The organism is Tenacibaculum agarivorans (genome assembly GCF_001936575.1).
Classification (GTDB): Bacteria; Bacteroidota; Bacteroidia; order Flavobacteriales; family Flavobacteriaceae; genus Polaribacter; species Polaribacter agarivorans.
Genome location: NZ_MSMP01000007.1, coordinates 114,681 through 134,114, shown reverse-complemented (window position 1 = coordinate 134,114; position 19,434 = coordinate 114,681). Strand labels below are relative to the sequence as shown.

Sequence of the window (19,434 nt, the reverse complement as noted above, 5' to 3'; positions counted from 1 at the left end):
ACCTTTTCTGAATTAAAATACGTGACATTTTTTTGATTTTTCTGCTGGTTGAGCTTACTCGAAATCAAAAGGAAAATTGGACTTCAATTTACTTAATAAAGTAACGATGTCACTGCGAAAAAATGTAATAAAATGTAGTTTTTGAAGCAATCTGTTTATCATTCCTTCTACTATAAATGATTAAAAACGAATAGAAAAGATTAAGAAGAAAGACTTACTTTTTTCAAAGAAACAATCATTTTAGTACCCTTACCTAACTCACTTTCAATATTGAACTTTCCATTATTTTTTCGAATCATAGATTTCACTAAGCTCAAGCCTAAACCAGTTCCAAGTACATCTTCATGTTCTTTTTTGTTCAGTAAGGCAGTATCCTTTAATAATTCCAATCGAGTTTCTTCACTCATTCCTAATCCAGTGTCTTCTACAATTAAGTTCCAAAAATCATCAGACTCCTCAACATACACTTTTAAAGCCCCATGAGGTTTTGAAAACTTAATGGCATTATCTAACAAATTTCGAAGTACAATTTTTAATGATTCTTGATCTGCAGCAATCATGGCTTTTTTAGATACCGAGTTTTCAAAGGTCAACTCTTTTTCAAAAAGCAAGGGTTTGTAGTTATAGGCTACATGTTCTATAATAATAAACAGGCGTAAGGTGTCAATATGAAAATAGCCTTGATCTGTTTGTAATAGTGCCCAATTCAATAAATTATCTAATAAACCATAGGCACCATTAACAATACTACTATTTTTTTGTAGTAGATTTTCTAGTGCCTCTAAGTTTTTGGATTGTAAATTATCAACTAAAACAGCATTACTCGATTTTAACGCATTTACAGAAGAACGCAAATCATGGCTCACAATAGAAAACAATTTATCTTTTGTAGCATTTAATTCATTCAACGTTTCCTTCTGTGCCGCAATAATGTGGTTTGTTTTTACTTTCTCTCTATAAAAATAACCACTGATAAGTAGAAGTACCAGTAAAATACTAGCGATATAAATAAAGTTATTACGTTGGGTTTCTTTTAATTCATTTTGAACCTGTAAAAAGTCTACTTCTTTTTGTTTTGTAGCTACAGCGAATTCTTTTTCTTTTTGAGCGACTTCATAAATTCTATTTCTATTATTTAATGTATCAATATACTTTTCGTATTCTTTTCTATATAATAAGGCTTTTTTTAAGTTTTTTTGATTTTCTTCAACTACTGCCATATTTTTCGTAGCTACACTTTTTCTGTAGTATATTTTTCTATCTTTTTCTGAAAACTTTTTCTTATCAACATTTATTTTTTTAGACAAGTTGTATGCTTTTTTAAAATATGGAATAGCAATATTATCCTTATACTGTTGATAATATAAATTAGCAATATTGATATAGCTATCTATTAAGTTCAAAGTATCTTTTTCATACACATTACTTTTTTTAAAATAAGATTCAGCCTCGTTATAATTACCTAAGAAAAAGTAACATAATGCTAGGTCATCAAATAAAATAGCTTCATTTAGATATAAGCTTTCTTTATTAGGAAGTTTTGTTAGCTTTTGGTAATAAGAGATCGCCTTTTCATATTTTTTCAATTTTAAATTTATTGCTCCTAAATACACTTGAACTTTATTAATAAATTCAAAATCATTTGAAATTAATCCGAATTGATTTTCAGCTTCATGGTATACTTGTTGCCTAAACAATGAGACTCCTCTGTAGAAAAAAGAAAGGTTTTTTATTGATTTTTCTTTTGGAGATTTTTTTAGTGTTTTTTGAGTAAAAATTAATGTTGAGTCCCAGTTCTTTTGTATGAAAAATATAGAGGCTTTTTTAAAATCATCATTTGAGTGATTTTTTTTTGATTTTTCGAAAATAGCAGAAAAAAGTTTGTCTTCAATATTGTTGTTCTGAGAATGTAAAATAAATGATAAGAGAAAAAAGAAGAAAGAAAGTAATTTTAAAGTCATATAATAAGCTAATAGAGAATTAGATTATCAACAAATTTAAAAAAAATGTTCTGATACTTTATTTGTATCAGAACGATCTTTTTATGGGTAGGAATTTAATCACTTATTGGCCGCCATCTCCTCCTCTAACAATAACTACAGTACCTCTAGAAGTTTCTGGGTCTTCATTTGTGTCACTTTCGCTATTTGGTGCAGGAGCATAACTTAGTGGATATATATCCGTGTCACCAGTAGGAAAAGTTACTCCTAATGATATATTAGTGTATGTGTAGACATCTACATTATCTCCATCTACAGGTCCATTTGTCTGATAAGTACATGTAACTTTTAATATGTTATACCCACTTTGACTAGGGTCATTAGGAATATATTGTACTGTAGTTGGAGCTGGATTCCCTTTTGTTACAGCTACAGAAAAATTAGCTACCCCTTCTTTACTAATAGTAATGTTATATGGAGGAACCAGTTTATCATGAACAGTAGCTGCTGGTTGAGGTAAATCTTTGTAAGGTGTAGTTGTTGGAGTTACATTATTTGGTAAAGTAATTATAGACATAATAAATTAGTGTTTAGTTAAACATTTTAGATTGTAAAACAAAACAACAAATTATTTAGGGGTTTTAAAAATGAAAATAGTACAAGAAGAGATTTTTTTGGAATAAGATGGAGGATATAAGGAATTAAAAAATGTTCTGAATTAACAGAACATTTTTTTAAACATCTTATCCTCCTACGCTTATTTCTGTACCTCTAGAGCCATCCGGTCCACCTTTAATTGTTTGTGGTTTGTTGATAATCTCTTTTTTGAAGTTGTTTAATGCTTTTTTCTCTGTTGTTTTTTTAAATTTTTTCATGAATCTTTAAAATTTGAATAATTATGATATTACGAAAAAAAGCGAGTATGTTTTCTGTTTTCAAGTAGATAAATTATCTTTCTTTAATAAATTTTACTGCAATTTTTCATATTCTTGTATAAAGGTATGAAAAAAAATAAGAAATTTCCTCATTATAGACAACCTGATAGTAAAGATTGTGGTCCTACAAGTTTGAGAATTGTTACCAAGTACTATGGTAAAAATATGTCTTTACAAGATATCCGTATTTTATCTGAGACTCAAAGAGACGGTACTACACTAACAGGGTTAAGTACTGCAGCAGAAGCTATAGGTTTTAGAACTTTAGGAGTGAAAATATCTTTGAATAGGTTGTTAGAAGCACCATTACCGTGTATTGTTTATTATAATAAAAATAATCATTACACGGTATTATATAAAATTAAAAAAGGGATTTTCTATTTGTCTGATCCTGCTTATGGGTTATTAAAATATACTGAGAGAGAATTTTTGAATCAATGGATAGGAAATACAGCAGATGAAACTACAGAAGAAGGTGTGGTAATGCTTTTGGAAACTACACCAGATTTTTTAAAAGATAGCTTAGAGTCTAAAAAAGATAAAAAACTTGGGATAAGTTTTTTAAACGCTTATATCTTGAAACATAGAGAATTTGTTATTCAGCTATTTATTGGGTTGATTTCTAGTACGATAATCCAATTTATTTTTCCTTTTTTAACGCAAAGTATTATAGATGTTGGTATTAAAAATCAAGATGTTAATTTTATATATTTAGTATTAACTGCCCAATTATTCTTGTTTTTTGGTAAATTGAGTATCAATGTTATTAGATCTTGGATTTTATTACATTTAAGCACAAGAATAAATATTTCATTAATCTCTGATTTTTTCATCAAACTAATGAAGTTACCTATTGCTTTTTTTGATACGAGAATGACAGGAGATTTATTAGAAAGAATTAAAGATCACGAAAGGGTTGAAAAAATTTTAACTTCATCTTCTTTAGATGTAATATTCTCGCTTTTTAATTTAATTGTTTTTGGTTTCATTTTATTATACTACAATATTAAAATATTTTTTATTTTCTTTTTAGGAAGTGGTTTATATGTATTATGGATTACACTTTTTTTGGAGAGAAGAGCAAAGTTAGATTATAAACGTTTTTCTGAAATAAGTAAAGAACAAAGTAAAGTGATAGAGCTTATTAATGGTATGCAGGAGATAAAGTTGCATAATGCTGAAAAACAAAAAAGATGGGAGTGGGAATATTTACAAGCAAGATTGTTTAAAGTCTCTATCGATGGCTTAGCTTTAGAACAATATCAAAATGTTGGATCAAGTTTTATAAATGAGCTCAAGAATATTTTAATTACAATTATTTCTGCTACATTAGTTATCGAAGGGCAGATAACTATAGGAATGATGTTAGCTATTTCTTACATAGTTGGACAGCTTAATGGGCCTATTACACAACTTATTAATTTTATAAGAGAGCTTCAAGATGCTAAAATTTCTTTAGATAGACTTTCAGAGATTCATTTCAAAGAAAAAGAGGATGAAGACTTTTCAAGTTTTAATAATGAAATACCACAAAAAGATATTCATTTACAAAACCTAAGTTTTAGATATCCAGGAATGGAATCACCTGTTTTTAATAATTTAAATCTATCGATCCCTTATAATAAAGTTACCGCCATAGTTGGAGTAAGTGGTGGTGGAAAAACAACACTACTAAAATTATTATTAAAATTTTATGAAGCCCAAAAAGGTACTATTCAAATAGGAAATATAAATTTAAAAAGTATTTCTCAGCTATCATGGAGAGAACAGTGTGGAGTAGTGATGCAAGAAGGATATATTTTTAGTGATACAATTGCTAGAAATATAGCTTTAGGAAAAGAAGAAGTGCATAAAGATAGACTATTAAAATCTGTAGAGATAGCAAGTATTAAAGATTTTATAGAGAGTTTGCCTTTGAGTTATAATACTAAAATAGGGATGGATGGTTTAGATTTAAGTACTGGGCAAAAGCAACGTATCTTAATAGCTAGAGCTGTGTATAAAAATCCAGATTTTTTATTTTTTGACGAAGCGACAAGTGCTTTAGATACAAAAAATGAAAAGAATATTGTAAATAAACTAAATTCTTTTTTTAAAAATAAAACAGTAGTGATAATAGCTCATCGTTTAAGTACTATTAAAAATGCCGATCAAATAGTGGTATTAAATAGAGGAGAAATTTCGGAACAAGGAACACATGAGGAGTTAATAACAAAAGAAGGTTTCTATTATGATTTAGTGAAAGATCAGTTAAATATAGGAAAGTAATGTAAGAAATAATAAAACTAAAACCGTATCGCGAGTTTTCGCATCAAGCGCAATACTTCTACATACAACCAAATTAAAGTAATTAATAATCCCCATGTAGCCAACCATTCTCGTTCTTTAGGATACCGTCCTACTTGTCGATCGATGTAATAAAAATCAAGAAGTAAAGAAAAAGAAGCCACAATCGCTGCCACAATATTAAACCCTATAGCCAACCAAGAAGTACCCCATAAAAAAGGAATATTAATGTCTAAAAACCAAAGCACAAAACCTATAAAATAAAAAAGAAAAATAGTAGTAGCAACAGAAATGATAATAGCTCTAAATTGCCGAGTTACTCGTATAATTTTGGTTTTATATAAAACCAGCATTACAAAGAAAGTAGTAATGGTCACGGCAATAGCTTGGAAAGGTAAATTAGGAAATCGTTTATGAGCATAAGCGCTGATTCCTCCTAAAAAAAGTCCTTTGGCAATAGCATAAATAGGAAGCAAATATTTAGCAGCACTATGTTTAAAAGAAATAAACAAGCTACAAAAAATAGCCACAAACATACCAATAGCGGTATACCATTTAATATTTACTCCAGTAAAGAACAGATCCCAAGTATACGCAGCAGCAAGTAGTACTAACGTGAGCATGGTAAAAGACTTTAGAATGATACCACTAATACTCATTTTACTTTTTGAATACACCTTTTGTTTTCGCCAGAAATAACGATGAAAAGCAGGATTTGAGGTACGTAAACCAAAAACAGACATGTTGTAAAGTTAGGTTGTAATAAAATTACATAAATCTTATTTAAGTGTAATAGTGTCACTTCGAGTGAAATTACTTTTAATTTCTACTAAGCTTAATTATCAGAAAAATCATTATCATTGACATCTTTTTGTTAAGAGCTGAAAAACAAATATTTATATTAGTATGCAAATAACCTTTATTTCATCTCCTCTGTCTATCATATGACCAAGTTATAAAGATTCGTACTTTTTATAAGCTTACTGTTCATTTTTTTGCTTGTCCAAAAAAACCTTCGACTTCGCTCAGGATAAACCAAGCCAAAAAAAGGACACTTCTTCAATGAATTTTTTAGCCGATGCTAAAAACCAAATTTCACTTCTAAAATCTCTCCAAGGCTTCGAGATTTCTTAACGAAATAAAATTTTTATTCTGCGAAGAAGATTCAAAAGCGCTGCTTTTAATCGCTTTATAACATATTCTGTTATTTAAAATCCGTATCAATAGGCCGTTTTTTAGTAATATGTCATTATAGCCGTTTCACAAAATTTTTGTCGAGAGTCTCGAACAGACAAGGATTTCTTATCCAAAATCCATTTTAAAATACGAAAAGCTGGAAGCTAGGAGTTGCAAGATAAAAGTAGAAGGTACGAGATCTACTTTTATAGCTATTCACTAATTAACAGATAGAGTAGCTCTTTTTATTCTTAAATATAACTTAACATCATGTTGTATTTTTTACTATAACTTATTCAAATATTAACCTTAACTATAATCAAAAATGAAAACAAGTAAACTTTTATGTAGCATTATGCTACTGTGCCTTTGTATAGGAGTAAAAGCACAAGAATCTGCCGTATACGGAGGGGGACCCATTTATAACAATAGCAATAGTATACAGGAGCTGAAGAGTTCTGGATTTACTACGGTAATCATCTGGACCATTCATATTGAGCAAAATGGAGACTTAGGGTTTAATGGAGAGTTTCCTTTAGTTCAAAATGGAGTTTATGTGGGAAACAATACACACCCTGATTTTCCTGATCGCGTACGACAATTAAAAGAAGCACCAACTTCTATAACACGTGTGGAATTTGGTTTAAGTGCAGCAGGTTCTGGAACTTTTGATGCAGTAAAAAGATTCTATGAAACGGAAGGAGTAGGACCTCAAAGTACATTGTACAAGAATTTTTTAGTGCTAAAAAATGCCATTCCAGGTATTGATGCTTTTAATAATGATGATGAGGTAACTTATGATGCTCCTTCTGCTATTGCATTTACCAAAATGTTAGCAGGATTAGGCTATAAAAATGCAATTGTGCCGTATAGAAGAAGTGATTTTTGGAAAGCTTTAGTAGAGGGCGTAAATGCAGAATTTCCAAATAATATCGATCGAAACTATTTACAGTGTTATGCAGGAGGAAGTTTTAATAACCCTTGTTCTAGTACTTGGGATTTTGGTATTCCTGTGTATCCAGGATTGTGGGGAGGAAGTGGAAGAACAAGCCCTGCAGGAGTAGAAAGTAGAATGAATAATTGGCAAGATCAATGTGGAATAACAGGTGGTTTTATGTGGATTTATGATGATTTTGATAATTCTCCTCAAGTAGCTCAATACGCAAATGCAATCAATAATGCATTGTCTACTCAAAATCCACCAACAGAAGTTGTCATCAATTTTAATAATGTTACTTTAGAATCGTATTCCAATCAAAATAGGAGTAATAATTTTAGTATAGCCAATGGAGGTTCAAATCTTCAAATGTCTCAAAATACTTGGAAAAGAACTGCAGAAACTTTTAGAATTACACCCAATACTGTGGTAGAGTTTGAATACAGAAGTACCAATGAAAGTGAAATTCAGGGAATTGGATTTGATGCCGATAATGGTTTGAGTAGTAATCGTATTTTTAAAGTATATGGAACACAAAATTGGGGAATTAGAACTTATGATAATTATAACGGTAGTGGAAATTTTGTGAAATACACAATTCCTGTAGGACAGCGTTATACAGGGAGTGCAATGCATTTAGTATTGGTCAATGATAATGATTCTGGAAATGGAAATAGTACATTTAAAAATGTGCGTTTGTATGAAAGTAATCAAGTTGCATCAAGGCAAACAGCTAATACTATAGATCCTATTTTAGGAAAAGATACGTATACTACAACTCTAAGTACTGAAAATGTATTGCAATTGAATTATGAAGATGAAATGCAAATCAATGAGATTTCAATTTTCGATTTTTCAGGGAGATTAATCTATCAAGAAGCTATTGACGGAACAGAAGAACAATTGACTATACCTTTACACCAAAAAATAAAGAAGGGAACATATATCATTCGTTTAAAAAGTAGCACAAACGAAGTATATGTGAAAAAGATTTTAAAAACAAATTAAAATTATAAAGAGATTTTTCTGGTGATTGAGCTTGCCGAAATCACCAGAAAAATAATTTTTAGGTTTATTAGACAAGGTGTTATTAAAGAGGAATCCCTGTTGTTGATGCTTCTCTTTAGATAATTGAGCTTTGCAAAAAGTGTTGCTTAAGCCTGTTGCGTCTTATACTAGAGTTTGTTGAGTTTTGTGCTTGATTTTATTGACTCTGATGCTTGAGCCTTTCGAAATCTGGTGATTGAGCTTGTCGAAATCACTTTATGAACCCAAAAGAATTGATTAGTTTTGTATTGGTAGAAAGCTTGAATATTTGAAGACAGAAAAAATCATATTGGGTATAGATCCAGGAACCTCTATTATGGGGTTTGGGATCATCAAAGTAGTAGGAAAGAAAATGGAGTTTGTACAGATGAACGAATTGATTCTGAAAAAGTACGATGATCATTATCTGAAACTAAAACTCATTTTTGAACGTACCATTCAACTTATTGAAACCTATAAACCTGATGAAATTGCGCTAGAAGCACCGTTTTTTGGTAAAAATGTGCAATCGATGCTAAAACTAGGTCGTGCGCAAGGAGTAGCTATGGCTGCTGGACTATCAAGAGAAATTCCAGTAACAGAATATGCACCATTAAAAATAAAAATGGCCATAACAGGTAATGGTAAAGCGAGTAAAGAACAAGTAGCTTTAATGTTAAAATCATTACTGAACTTAAAAGAATTACCTAAGAACTTAGATGCAACTGATGGATTGGCGGCAGCAGTATGTCATTTTTATAACTCAGGGGTAAAAGTAGGAGGAAAGAACTATTCAGGTTGGGCAGCATTTGTAAAGCAAAATCCTTCGAAAATTAAATAATTAAACAATTTGAAAATGTAACAATGGCTATATTTTCAAATTTTCAAATTGATTCATTAGTGTCTGGTATTTATATTCATATTCCATTTTGCAAACAAGCATGTTACTATTGCGACTTCCATTTCTCTACTTCTTTAAAACGAAAAGAAGAAATGATTCAAGCATTACTTACTGAAATTGAACTAAGAAAGCAAGAGTTTGTTTCAGATACAGTAGCAACTATCTATTTTGGTGGAGGTACACCAAGTGTGTTAAATCAATCAGAAATAGAAACGATAATAGATGCAGTATATCAACATTATAATGTGATTGATGAACCCGAAATTACTTTAGAAGCGAATCCGGATGATTTAACTGAAGAGCGAATAGCTGAAATAGCAAAATCGCTAGTAAATCGGTTAAGTATTGGAATTCAATCTTTTTTTGAAAAGGATTTAAAACTAATGAATAGAGCACATAATGCAGAAGAAGCAAAAAAGTGTTTGTCTCTTGCAGTTGATCAGTTCGAAAATATATCTATAGATCTTATTTATGGTATTCCTAATACAACCCATGAAGAATGGAGAGAAAATATTAGCACAGCGTTATCTTTTGGAGTTCCACACATTTCGAGTTATGCTTTAACTGTTGAACCTAAAACAGCTTTAGAAAGTTTTATTCAAAAAGGAGTTATTGATAATGTAAATGATGAAGTTGCACAACAGCAATTTTTAATTTTAGTAGAAGAATTAGATAAAGCAGGTTTTGTGCACTATGAATTGTCCAATTTTGGAAAAGAAGGATATTTCAGTAAAAATAATTCTGCATATTGGCAAGGTAAAAAATATATAGGCATAGGGCCTTCAGCTCATTCATTCAATGGAAAAGAACGCAGTTGGAATATTGCAAATAATGCATTGTACATAAAGAAAATTCAAGAAAAAGAATTACCTAGTGAAGTGGAAGAACTCTCGAATACTGATCGATATAATGAATATGTAATGACAGGTTTAAGAACGGTTTGGGGAGTTTCTTTTCATAGAGTAGCAGAAGAGTTTGGAAGGATGTATTTAGACTATTTAAAAATGCAAGCCGAAAAATTTATTCTAGAAGATTTGTTGTATATTGAAGATGATACGCTAAGAACAACTACTAAAGGCAAGTTTTTAACAGACGGAATCGCTTCCGATTTATTTAAATTAAATTTATCTTGATTACAACAATCCAGTATAATTCAAAGAAATATAAAATAGACTTAAGTAAACCTATTGATATTTCAATCCCTATTGATGTTACCAAAGAAAATGTAAATGCTTGGTATATTGATGATCCGAAAATTTTTCCTGAAAAATTTGATGACCAAACGATTAAAGTATCTGAAGGAGCAGCAGTAAATTTTAATAGCATTCATTTTAACCCACATTCACATATTACACATACAGAATGTGTAGGTCATATCACAGAAGAAGTGTATTCTATTAATCAAAGTTTACAACAGTTTTTCTTTTTGGCAGAAGTAATAACTGTAGTCCCTGAAAGTTATGGTGATGATTTGGTGATCTCTAAAAAGCAATTGCAATTTGCGTTAGGTAATAAAAATAGAGATGCCATAGTTATTCGTACGCTCCCTAACTTGAACGAGAAGAAATCCAGAAGATATTCCAATACAAATCCTACGTATTTATTAGAAGAAGGAGCTGTGTATTTAAGAGAAAAAGGGATACAACATTTGTTAATTGATTTACCATCAGTAGATAAAGAAAGAGATGATGGTTTGTTAGTGTCTCATAATGCATTTTGGAATACAGCAGGAAAACTACGATTAGATGCTACGATTACCGAATTTATTTTTGTGCCAAATCAAGTAGAAGATGGAACTTATTTTTTAAATATAATGATAGCTCCTTTTGAGAATGATGCCACACCAAGTAAACCTATTTTATATAGTTTAGAGTAAATAATTTGAGTTTGATATCATAAAAAAGACCCAAGTGATAGCATTACTTAGGCCTATATGATTTACATTTATTTTCTATGATAGTAGGCAACAATACTTGCTTTAGCTAATGTGTTATTTCCTAAATAATAACCTACAACAGCAGGATTTGTTTCAGCAGTTAATCCTAATTTATCTGTTTTTAAAGCATAAACAGTTATAATATATTGATGCAATCCATGTCCTTTCGGAGGGCAAGGACCTCCATATCCTTTTATGCCATAATCAGTAACACTTTGGATACTATTTTTTGGGAATAAACCTGAATTGATATTTCCTGCTCCGGCTTTTAATTCATGTATAGTAGATGAAATATCAAAAGCCAGCCAGTGCCACCAACCACTTCCTGTAGGAGCATCTGGATCATACATTGTAATGGCAAAACTTTTTGTGCCTTCAGGAGCATTTTTCCAAGATAATTGTGGCGATTCGTTTTTACCTACACAACCAAACCCGCTAAATTCCTCTTGTAAAGTTGCTTGTCCTGCTAAAGTAGTACTTGATAAAGTAAATGTGTTTTGTGCATTTACATGAATAGTTATTAGCATAAAAATGCTAATCATAAACAGTGATTTTTTCATAAGATTAAAATTAAATATGTTGCAAAATTATCTTATGAACTTACTTTTTGAGCATGTGAAATAGGTCAAAAAGTATTGCTAAAAGCTCAATTTAATTGAAACTGTTTTGGGGTAACACCAAATTTCGATTTAAAAGCTTGAATAAAGTTTGATAAACTTTCATAACCAATCTCTTCAAAAATATCTGTAGGTCGAATTGAGGTATTCTCTAATAAATGTGCTGCATGTTCTAAACGTTGCGCTACAAACCATTTGCTAGGAGAGGAGTTGAAATGTTTTGTGAACTCACGTTTAAAAGTAGAAATACTCATGTTACATAAAAAAGAAAGTTCTTGTAAACTTAGTTTGTTAAGTTTGTTATACTCTATAACTTCAATAAAGTGTTGGTTCTCATTTTGAATTTCAAAAAGTAATGAAGCTACAAAATCAGTTCCATGTGTACTAATTAAATATAAAATCAGTTCCTCAAATTTAGACTGTAATAATGTAGTTTGAACTTTAGCATTTAACTTAGTAATTGCAATTAAGCTTTGCGTAAATGTGGTAAGAAAATCATCATAGTTAAATGAAAATACTGAGGATTTTAAAGTGTTGTTTTTTTGATATTCAATTTTATTCTTGTGAACAAATTCAGTAAGTACTTCATTATTAAAAAAGAATAATATACTTCTATAATTTTCTTGATTAGGATTTGTTATTTTTTCTGTCATTAAACAACGCCCTTTTTTCATCAGTAAAAAGCTATTGTTATTAATAATAGTTTGTGTTTTGTTAGAAAAAACTTCTTTATGTCCTTGAATCAAAAAACTAAAAGTATTTTTCTGAAGTGTAACCATTTGCTTTAAACTTTCTGTAGAAGTTTTGTAGTCATAAATAGCTAATAGTTGATCTTGTCCTACTGATATATCTTCAGGTAAATTAACAACATCCATAGTGTAACGATCCTTTTTTTATTTTGAAGATATTAAAACTTTTTTAATGATACCCCCAAACATGGAAATTCCAGTAGTAATAATTTCATCAGGAAAATCATAAGAAGGATTATGTAAAGGAGGTGTGTTTTTGCCAGAACCTAAGCCAAACATTCCTGTTTTATAATATCTAGAAAACCAGCCAAAATCTTCGCCAAATTTAAAAGGATAATTACGCTCTAATACTTCATAATTAAGTACTTCAGCTGTTTCCTTAATAATAACATTACAATCAAGATGATTTTCACTGGCAGGAAAATGTTCTAACCAAGTAATTTGATATTGTAATTTATTATGATCGGTTACAGTGTCAATATGAGTTAAAATATCCTTTTTAAGTTGAGTCATAGTGTCTAAACTCCAAGTTCTAACGGTGTAATGTAGTTCAGCATTACCGGGCGAAATACCATAATTAGCTTCTCCCATTTTGATGTGAACAGGAGTTAGTACTTGAAAGTTTTCCGAATTAGGATCGTTAATATTTAACTGATTGAGTTCTTGTACCAGTTGCGCTATGCCCAAAGCAGGATTTATACCATTTTGAGGTTCAGCAGCATGTGATGCTAAACCATTCAATTGTAAAACAAAACTTTCTACTTCAGCAGAAAACCCATTTTTCATGGTAATTATAGTGTTCAAATCAACCCCAGGAATGTTATGCAAGGCAAAAATATAATCGATTTCTAAGGTTTTAAATTTAGGATCCCCTAACATTTCATAAGCACCTTTTCCTGTCTCCTCAGCAGATTGAAAAATAAGAATTACCCGTCCTTGCTTAAAGTTCTGTTCTTTTAACCAAAAAATTAGTCCAGCTACTATGGCCATATGACCATCATGACCACATTTATGAGAAACTCCAGAATGGATAGAAGAGTATTCAAAATCGTTTTCTTCTACAATAGGTAATGCATCCAATTCGCAACGAATAGCTACCGTATTTCCTTCTTTTCCATAGTCGTAGACAACTACAAAACTAGGACTACCAATTTCATCAATAATTTTACCAGGATAGTGCTGTTGTATAAAATCTTGAACTCTTTTTGCCGTTTGAAACTCTTGTCCAGAAACTTCAGGATAGGCATGTAACGTTTTACGTAACGCAATGATTTCAGATGTCATTAGTAAACATTTTTACATAAAAATACTACTTTCTAATGAAGTGTATTTTGTAATTTATATAAGTACTTTTAATATGTTTACTTTGGATGTTATTTCGAAGAAGAACTTTTATACAATTCAAAAATGCCATAGTGTAGTAATATTCCAAAGGTTCCTGAATTAGAAATGAATTGATCATTACCAAATGAGATTTTTGTCTTGGGCTTTGTTTTACAGATAAAAAGATTGCCGCCATCTACACATTTAATAGCACCCTTTTTATAGAGTGTTGTCCAGCCAAATTCTTCATAATCATTTTTCTTTTCAGAAAATGAAAAGGCACGTAACACTTTTTGATCATCATTATTAGCCATATTTTTAATGATCCATTGATCAGGTATAGATAAGTGATAAAGAGAAGTACTATTATCGTGTTCTAAAACTATTTTTTGGATGTTATAAAATTGTTTTGGAGCTATACTATCCGATACTTTTCCATAAGGTTCTAAACGATACATACCACTCCATTCATCAGTTATTTCTTGCGCTATAATTTGTGTAGACAAAAAACAGCTTAAAAAGAGAAGGAGTGGTATGCGCTTCTTTTGCATAAATATTGAGTTATGAAACTAATCGCCCTTTAGAAGCAATCAGATTAGGATATCTTTCACCTAGCTTTTCAAAAAAGTTTTCAGCAATTACATTAGCTACCATAGCTTTTTCAGCATAACCGCTATCTCCCATTTCAAAAGGTAATACAATCTTATCATGTGCTTGAATAGTAAAATCTTCTTTGTCGTGCTTAAGCGTAATTGCAAATACATTAACCATATTTTCTTCTTTATTCAGCTTTTCACTTAAGAAATCAGTAAGACCGCTTGCTAAATCAGCACCTTTTTTAGGTCCCTTATATTCAATTTTAGCATTATTTAACTGATCAGGAGTAAAAGTTAAATGAGTTTGTAAATTTCCATCTATATCAGCTGCTAGAAAATGCAAGTTATCATTGCTTAATACTAAATGTGAAACAGCCTCAACACGTTTATATTTTGCTTTTACTCCAACCGCAGCCCAAGCTACACTTTTGGCAGCATCAACAGCAGTATTTTTAGCTTTATCTTTTACAGAAACGGGAATGCTAGCATCTGTAAAAAGATCAATTGGCGCACCGTTCATCCATTTTTTTAAGTAATCTAGTTTAGAGTTGGTGAGGTCATTAACATGGTTTTCTATATTTTCAGCTACAGCATTTTTGTCAAAATTAGCAGCTAGATTGCGTGTTTTTTGCATTGCAAATTTGTAGTACATAAAACATCCTCCAAAAACAACGACCATAATTAAAATAGATTGAAACATAATTATTTAGTTTTATAGTTAAGTTCTGCTATAAATGTACTAAAAGCTTTATGATTTAGATATGTCGCGTTTACAAGTGTTCACTTTTAATGTTTTTTTGAAGTGTTTTTAAGTAAATTCGATTTTATTGAATAATTGTATTTCTAAAATCTTAATTTCGTAACTATGGAATTATTATTTTTTGGATTGGCACTTGGTGCAGTCGTGTCCTTTTTTATTTTTCAGAAATTTTCTAATGTTAAAAACAAAAATTTAACTGAAAGTCAGTCAGTAGTTTTATTAGATAAAATAAAGAAAGTAACTAAGCTAATAACAGTTGAAGGAGATTTCGCCGAAATTTACCATCATGAAGATACCCAAGGGAAATTTTTAGGGTTAATTTCAAGTAAAAAGAAAGCAATAATTTTGATTAATGCTAAAACACATATTGGTTTCGATTTTAGAAAAATTAAAATGGAGGCAGATACTAAGAATAAAACAATAATTTTATCAAACTTTCCAAGACCTGAAGTACTTTCTGTAGAACCCAATATTAGTTTTTATGATATTCAAGATGGATTTTTAAACAAATTTGGACCAGAAGATCTAACTAAAGTAAATCAGGCAGCCAAAGAACATGTGTTACAAAAAATACCCAATAGTAACTTAATGCATGCTGCAAATACTGAAGCTTTGGAAGCGATAGCTTTAATGCAAAACTTAATAGAAACCATAGGTTGGAAGCTAGATTATTCTTCTTTAGAATTACCGGATTCAAATACAAAATTGTTAGAATAATGATTGTTTTTAGTGAATAAAAAAACAGTAGATTATCATGGGAAATATCATCTTTTGAAAAAGTAACGGAATAAAATTAAGAAAATGCACATAGAACAACTTAGAGAATATTGTATTATCAAAAAAGGAGTGACAGAACATTTTCCTTTTGATGAAGTAACACTAGTGTTTAAAGTGATGGGAAAAATGTTTGCTTTGGTAGGTTTAGATCGTTGGGAACAAGGAGAAGAAAAAATAAATCTAAAATGCGATCCTGATAAATCTTTGGAACTCCGTGCAACATACGAAAGTATCAATCCAGGCTTTCATATGAACAAAAAGCATTGGAATACGATTATACTAAATCAAGATGTTCCAGATCCTTTAGCATTTGAATTGATAGATCATTCTTATGATTTAGTTGTAAAAGGACTAACTAAAAAACTAAAGGAGGAATTAAAAAACCTTTAAAGCTTTACTTACACATTAATGTAATGGATATAATTTCTTTTCTAATACAAAAAATAGATCAACAACATCTTTGGGAAAAAGAAATTACATTAAAACGTAATGAATACTTAAAAGTAAAAGGAACAATAGATACGAATCTGTATTATGTTAAAAGTGGTAGTTTGAGAATTTTTTTACTAGAAGAGTCAGAAGAACAAACAATCAGATTTGGTTATCAAAATAATTTAATAGCTGCATTAGATTCTTTCTTACATGAGCAACCTTCAGATTTTTATATCCAAGCCTTAAAACAAACAACGGTAAAAGTACTTCCTAAAAAAGAGTATATAAACTTTATTGAAGCCTCACCTGAAAATCAAAGAATTTGGAATGAAATTTTAAAAAATTTTGTACTGCAACAAATGGAGAGAGAAAGAGATATTTTAACGATATCTCCGTTAGAAAGATACCGTAGAGTTTTAAAAAGAAGCCCACAACTTTTTCAAGAAATACCAAATAAATACATAGCTTCTTATTTAAGAATGACTCCAGAAACACTTTCAAGGATAAAAAAATCTTAATTTCAATCAATGTTTTGCATACATTTTAGTTAGAGATTTGTAATAAAAAAATGGAATTAACATCAACACAGTTATTACAAGATTTACGTATAACTACGGAAAACAACTTACAATTAGTAGAAAACTTTAAAAAGGAGTCTATAGAAACGTTAAATTGGAGAGAAAATGCTAAAAGTTGGAGTATTTTAGAATGTATTGAGCATTTAAATAGGTATGGTGACTTTTACATACCTGAAATAAATAAAAGAATAGAAGCTTCAAACTATCAAAGTTCTAAAGTTTTTAAAAGCAATTGGCTAGGACGTTACTTTAGCAATGCGGTTTCATACAAGGAAAATTTAAATACAATGAAAACATTTAAATCTATGAATCCGTTACACTCCAAATTGAATAAAAAAACACTTGAAAAATTTATAGATCAGCAGCATCAAATTATAGATATATTGGAGCAATCTAAAGAAATAAATTTAGATAAAACTAAAACAGCAATCTCTATATCTAAGCTCATAAAGTTAAAATTAGGAGATACATTTAGAGTTTTAATTTATCATAATGAAAGACATGTAGCACAAGCAAAAAAAGTGCTAAGAAATTGTCATGTTTAAATACCAATTAAAGTGCTTTTAATATAGTATTTCTGTATTTTAAAGGAGTAATGCCTTTAATGGAAAGGAATTTTCTATTAAAATTAGAAAGACTATTATATCCACATTTATAGGCAATTTCTTTTACAGATATATCGTTTTTAGAAGTCAATAACTCGCAGGCATTCTCAATACGTAATTCATTTAAAAAGGTAAAATAAGTTTTATTAGTACGTTTTTTAAAATACTTACAAAATGCATTCTTAGTCATATTGGCTTTTTCTGCTATAGTTTCTAAACTAATTTCAGTACTAAAGTTTTCAACTGTATAGCTCATAATGGTTTGCATACGTTTTCCACTGTCATCACTGTACTTTTGATCTGAAATGAAACTAGCTAAAGGAGACGTAATCGCTTGGTTTAATTGTTTTAATAATTTGAAAAAAATAATAAAACGTTCAAAATTAGACGCTTTTTGGAGTGTAAGAAAAATAGGAATCAAATATTCAGCGTCAATAACTTTAAAACCATTTAAAGAGGCTTTAAAAAATGGAGTTAATTCTTTAAAATCGTCCAATTCAAAGAAATGCTTTCCGAAGGAAGTTTTAGTAAAGAATAAGGAAATCATAAATGAATCGTGGGGTTCTTTTTCACTACTTTTAAAAACATGAGGTAAATTACCACCTATTACAAAAACATCATGTTCCGCATAGCGATGAATGGTGTCTCCTACAATTAAAGTTCCCTTACCATTAATAATACAAGAGATTTGAATTTCTTCATGTGTATGAAAATTATCATAAAAGATTTTCGTTTTATCTTCCTGATAAATGACGCCTAAATTTTTAGGTTTAGGTATTTTAAAAGGTAATGCTTTCATCTTCATAAGTTACAAAACTAGTGTGATATTATTCTTTAAAAAACCTTTGTTGTTTGTAATGATTAATATAGTATCATTTTTAGTTAATAATTGTAATTGTAAATCTCTTAATTGAAAATACATTTGCTAAAAAACAAAATAAAATGGCAATAGAATGGAAAGGGGTTATGCCAGCAGTAACCACCAAATTCACATTAGAAGATACATTAGATTTACAAACTTTTGAAGTAAACATTAAAGCACAACTAAATGCTGGTGTTCATGGGATTGTACTTGGAGGAACATTAGGAGAAGCAAGTACTTTGTCTGATGATGAAAAAAGAGAACTAACGAAAGTGACTGTTGGTATAGTAGATGATAAAGTACCTGTGTTGCTTAATCTAGCGGAGCAAACTACCAAAGCTGCAGTACTAACAGCTCAAAAAGCTGAAGAAGACGGAGCTAAAGGACTAATGATGTTACCTCCTATGCGCTATAAGGCAGATGGTAGAGAAACTGTTGAATATTTTAAAACTGTTGCAAATAATACTTCATTACCAATTATGGTGTATAACAATCCGGTAGATTATGGAATTGAAGTAACTTTAGGAATGTTTGAAGAACTCTTAAAATGTGAAAATATTGAAGCTGTTAAAGAATCTACCAGAGATATTTCTAACATAACACGAATTAAAAACCAGTTTGGAGATCGACTTAAAATTATGACGGGAGTAGATACACTTGCGTTAGAAAGTTTATTAATGGGAGCTGACGGTTGGATTGCAGGTTTGGTTTGTGCCTTTCCAAGAGAAACAGTAGCCATTTATGAATTACAAAAAGCTGGAAAAATTCAAGAAGCTCTAGAGATTTATAGATGGTTTTTACCATTGTTAGAATTAGATATAAACTCTAAATTAGTTCAGAATATAAAATTAGCTGAAGTTGCTATAGGAATCGGAACTGAAAATGTAAGAGCACCAAGATTACCATTAGTAGGAGAAGAACGAGAGCGAGTATTAGCGATTATTGAACAAGGTTTACAAAACAGACCAACACTACCAAATTATAAAAGCTTGTAGAAA

20 protein-coding genes are annotated in these 19,434 nt (G+C 30.1%); 10 read left to right on the top strand and 10 right to left on the bottom strand.

Going from position 1 to position 19,434, the window contains the following annotated elements:
• Positions 1-200: 200 nt before the first annotated feature.
• The 3 genes from BVC87_RS07065 to BVC87_RS23850 all read right to left on the bottom strand — a co-directional run bounded on the left by BVC87_RS07065 (position 201) and on the right by BVC87_RS23850 (position 2,815).
• Positions 201-1,961, bottom strand: a complete 1,761-nt coding sequence (locus tag BVC87_RS07065; RefSeq protein WP_075341661.1) for an ATP-binding protein — start codon at positions 1,959-1,961, stop codon at positions 201-203.
• Between the two features lie 103 nt (positions 1,962-2,064).
• A complete protein-coding gene (locus tag BVC87_RS07060) occupies positions 2,065-2,517 on the bottom strand; it encodes a hypothetical protein (protein ID WP_075341660.1) in 453 nt (150 codons plus the stop codon).
• Positions 2,518-2,683: 166 nt separating this feature from the next.
• Complete coding sequence (locus tag BVC87_RS23850) at positions 2,684-2,815, bottom strand: hypothetical protein (protein WP_262509521.1); 132 nt, start codon at positions 2,813-2,815, stop codon at positions 2,684-2,686.
• 126 nt (positions 2,816-2,941) lie between these two features.
• Between BVC87_RS23850 and BVC87_RS07055 the strand changes: the two genes are divergently transcribed.
• Positions 2,942-5,143, top strand: a complete 2,202-nt coding sequence (locus tag BVC87_RS07055; RefSeq protein WP_075341659.1) for a peptidase domain-containing ABC transporter — start codon at positions 2,942-2,944, stop codon at positions 5,141-5,143.
• A gap of 17 nt (positions 5,144-5,160) precedes the next feature.
• Here the strand turns inward: BVC87_RS07055 and BVC87_RS07050 are convergent, their stop codons facing one another.
• Positions 5,161-5,904 (bottom strand): Bax inhibitor-1/YccA family protein, encoded by a 744-nt coding sequence (locus BVC87_RS07050; protein WP_075341658.1) that lies wholly within the window; start codon positions 5,902-5,904, stop codon positions 5,161-5,163.
• Between the two features lie 758 nt (positions 5,905-6,662).
• Between BVC87_RS07050 and BVC87_RS07045 the strand changes: the two genes are divergently transcribed.
• The 4 genes from BVC87_RS07045 to BVC87_RS07030 all read left to right on the top strand — a co-directional run bounded on the left by BVC87_RS07045 (position 6,663) and on the right by BVC87_RS07030 (position 11,077).
• Positions 6,663-8,282, top strand: coding sequence for a T9SS type A sorting domain-containing protein (locus tag BVC87_RS07045; RefSeq protein WP_099098836.1), 1,620 nt, complete (start codon positions 6,663-6,665; stop codon positions 8,280-8,282).
• Positions 8,283-8,589: 307 nt separating this feature from the next.
• The gene (ruvC, locus tag BVC87_RS07040; RefSeq protein WP_075341656.1) at positions 8,590-9,141 is read left to right on the top strand and encodes a crossover junction endodeoxyribonuclease RuvC; all 552 of its coding nucleotides are present in this window, start codon (positions 8,590-8,592) and stop codon (positions 9,139-9,141) included.
• A 59-nt stretch (positions 9,142-9,200) separates the two neighbouring features.
• Entirely contained in the window at positions 9,201-10,334 is a 1,134-nt protein-coding gene (hemW, locus tag BVC87_RS07035; protein ID WP_075341739.1) for a radical SAM family heme chaperone HemW, read from the top strand.
• The gene (locus BVC87_RS07030) at positions 10,331-11,077 is read left to right on the top strand and encodes a cyclase family protein (protein ID WP_075341655.1); all 747 of its coding nucleotides are present in this window, start codon (positions 10,331-10,333) and stop codon (positions 11,075-11,077) included. The genes hemW and BVC87_RS07030 overlap by 4 nt, the downstream gene beginning before the upstream one ends.
• A gap of 68 nt (positions 11,078-11,145) precedes the next feature.
• On the opposite strand, the gene BVC87_RS07025 is transcribed toward BVC87_RS07030, so the two are convergent.
• From BVC87_RS07025 to BVC87_RS07005, 5 genes are all read right to left on the bottom strand, one after another.
• Positions 11,146-11,697 (bottom strand): YbhB/YbcL family Raf kinase inhibitor-like protein, encoded by a 552-nt coding sequence (locus BVC87_RS07025; RefSeq protein ID WP_075341654.1) that lies wholly within the window; start codon positions 11,695-11,697, stop codon positions 11,146-11,148.
• A gap of 86 nt (positions 11,698-11,783) precedes the next feature.
• Positions 11,784-12,629 carry a helix-turn-helix domain-containing protein gene (locus tag BVC87_RS07020; protein WP_075341653.1) on the bottom strand — a complete coding sequence of 282 codons (846 nt, stop codon included), beginning with the start codon at positions 12,627-12,629 and terminating at the stop codon, positions 11,784-11,786.
• A gap of 18 nt (positions 12,630-12,647) precedes the next feature.
• On the bottom strand, positions 12,648-13,787 hold the full coding sequence (locus tag BVC87_RS07015) for an amidohydrolase (protein WP_075341652.1): 1,140 nt from the start codon (positions 13,785-13,787) through the stop codon (positions 12,648-12,650).
• Positions 13,788-13,876: 89 nt separating this feature from the next.
• On the bottom strand, positions 13,877-14,332 hold the full coding sequence (locus BVC87_RS07010; protein ID WP_075341651.1) for a hypothetical protein: 456 nt from the start codon (positions 14,330-14,332) through the stop codon (positions 13,877-13,879).
• Positions 14,333-14,387: 55 nt separating this feature from the next.
• On the bottom strand, positions 14,388-15,122 hold the full coding sequence (locus tag BVC87_RS07005) for a hypothetical protein (protein WP_075341650.1): 735 nt from the start codon (positions 15,120-15,122) through the stop codon (positions 14,388-14,390).
• A 165-nt stretch (positions 15,123-15,287) separates the two neighbouring features.
• Here BVC87_RS07005 and BVC87_RS07000 point away from each other — a divergent pair, with 165 nt between their 5' ends.
• The 4 genes from BVC87_RS07000 (at position 15,288) to BVC87_RS06985 (ending at position 17,514) form a co-directional block, all read left to right on the top strand.
• Positions 15,288-15,899 carry a DUF4230 domain-containing protein gene (locus tag BVC87_RS07000; protein WP_075341649.1) on the top strand — a complete coding sequence of 204 codons (612 nt, stop codon included), beginning with the start codon at positions 15,288-15,290 and terminating at the stop codon, positions 15,897-15,899.
• An 84-nt stretch (positions 15,900-15,983) separates the two neighbouring features.
• The gene (locus BVC87_RS06995; protein ID WP_075341648.1) at positions 15,984-16,349 is read left to right on the top strand and encodes an MmcQ/YjbR family DNA-binding protein; all 366 of its coding nucleotides are present in this window, start codon (positions 15,984-15,986) and stop codon (positions 16,347-16,349) included.
• Between the two features lie 23 nt (positions 16,350-16,372).
• Positions 16,373-16,909, top strand: coding sequence for a Crp/Fnr family transcriptional regulator (locus BVC87_RS06990; RefSeq protein WP_075341647.1), 537 nt, complete (start codon positions 16,373-16,375; stop codon positions 16,907-16,909).
• A gap of 50 nt (positions 16,910-16,959) precedes the next feature.
• A complete protein-coding gene (locus BVC87_RS06985) occupies positions 16,960-17,514 on the top strand; it encodes a DinB family protein (RefSeq protein ID WP_075341646.1) in 555 nt (184 codons plus the stop codon).
• A gap of 7 nt (positions 17,515-17,521) precedes the next feature.
• On the opposite strand, the gene BVC87_RS06980 is transcribed toward BVC87_RS06985, so the two are convergent.
• The gene (locus BVC87_RS06980; RefSeq protein ID WP_075341645.1) at positions 17,522-18,373 is read right to left on the bottom strand and encodes an AraC family transcriptional regulator; all 852 of its coding nucleotides are present in this window, start codon (positions 18,371-18,373) and stop codon (positions 17,522-17,524) included.
• A gap of 143 nt (positions 18,374-18,516) precedes the next feature.
• Here BVC87_RS06980 and BVC87_RS06975 point away from each other — a divergent pair, with 143 nt between their 5' ends.
• A complete protein-coding gene (locus BVC87_RS06975; RefSeq protein ID WP_075341644.1) occupies positions 18,517-19,431 on the top strand; it encodes a dihydrodipicolinate synthase family protein in 915 nt (304 codons plus the stop codon).
• Positions 19,432-19,434: the final 3 nt, after the last annotated feature.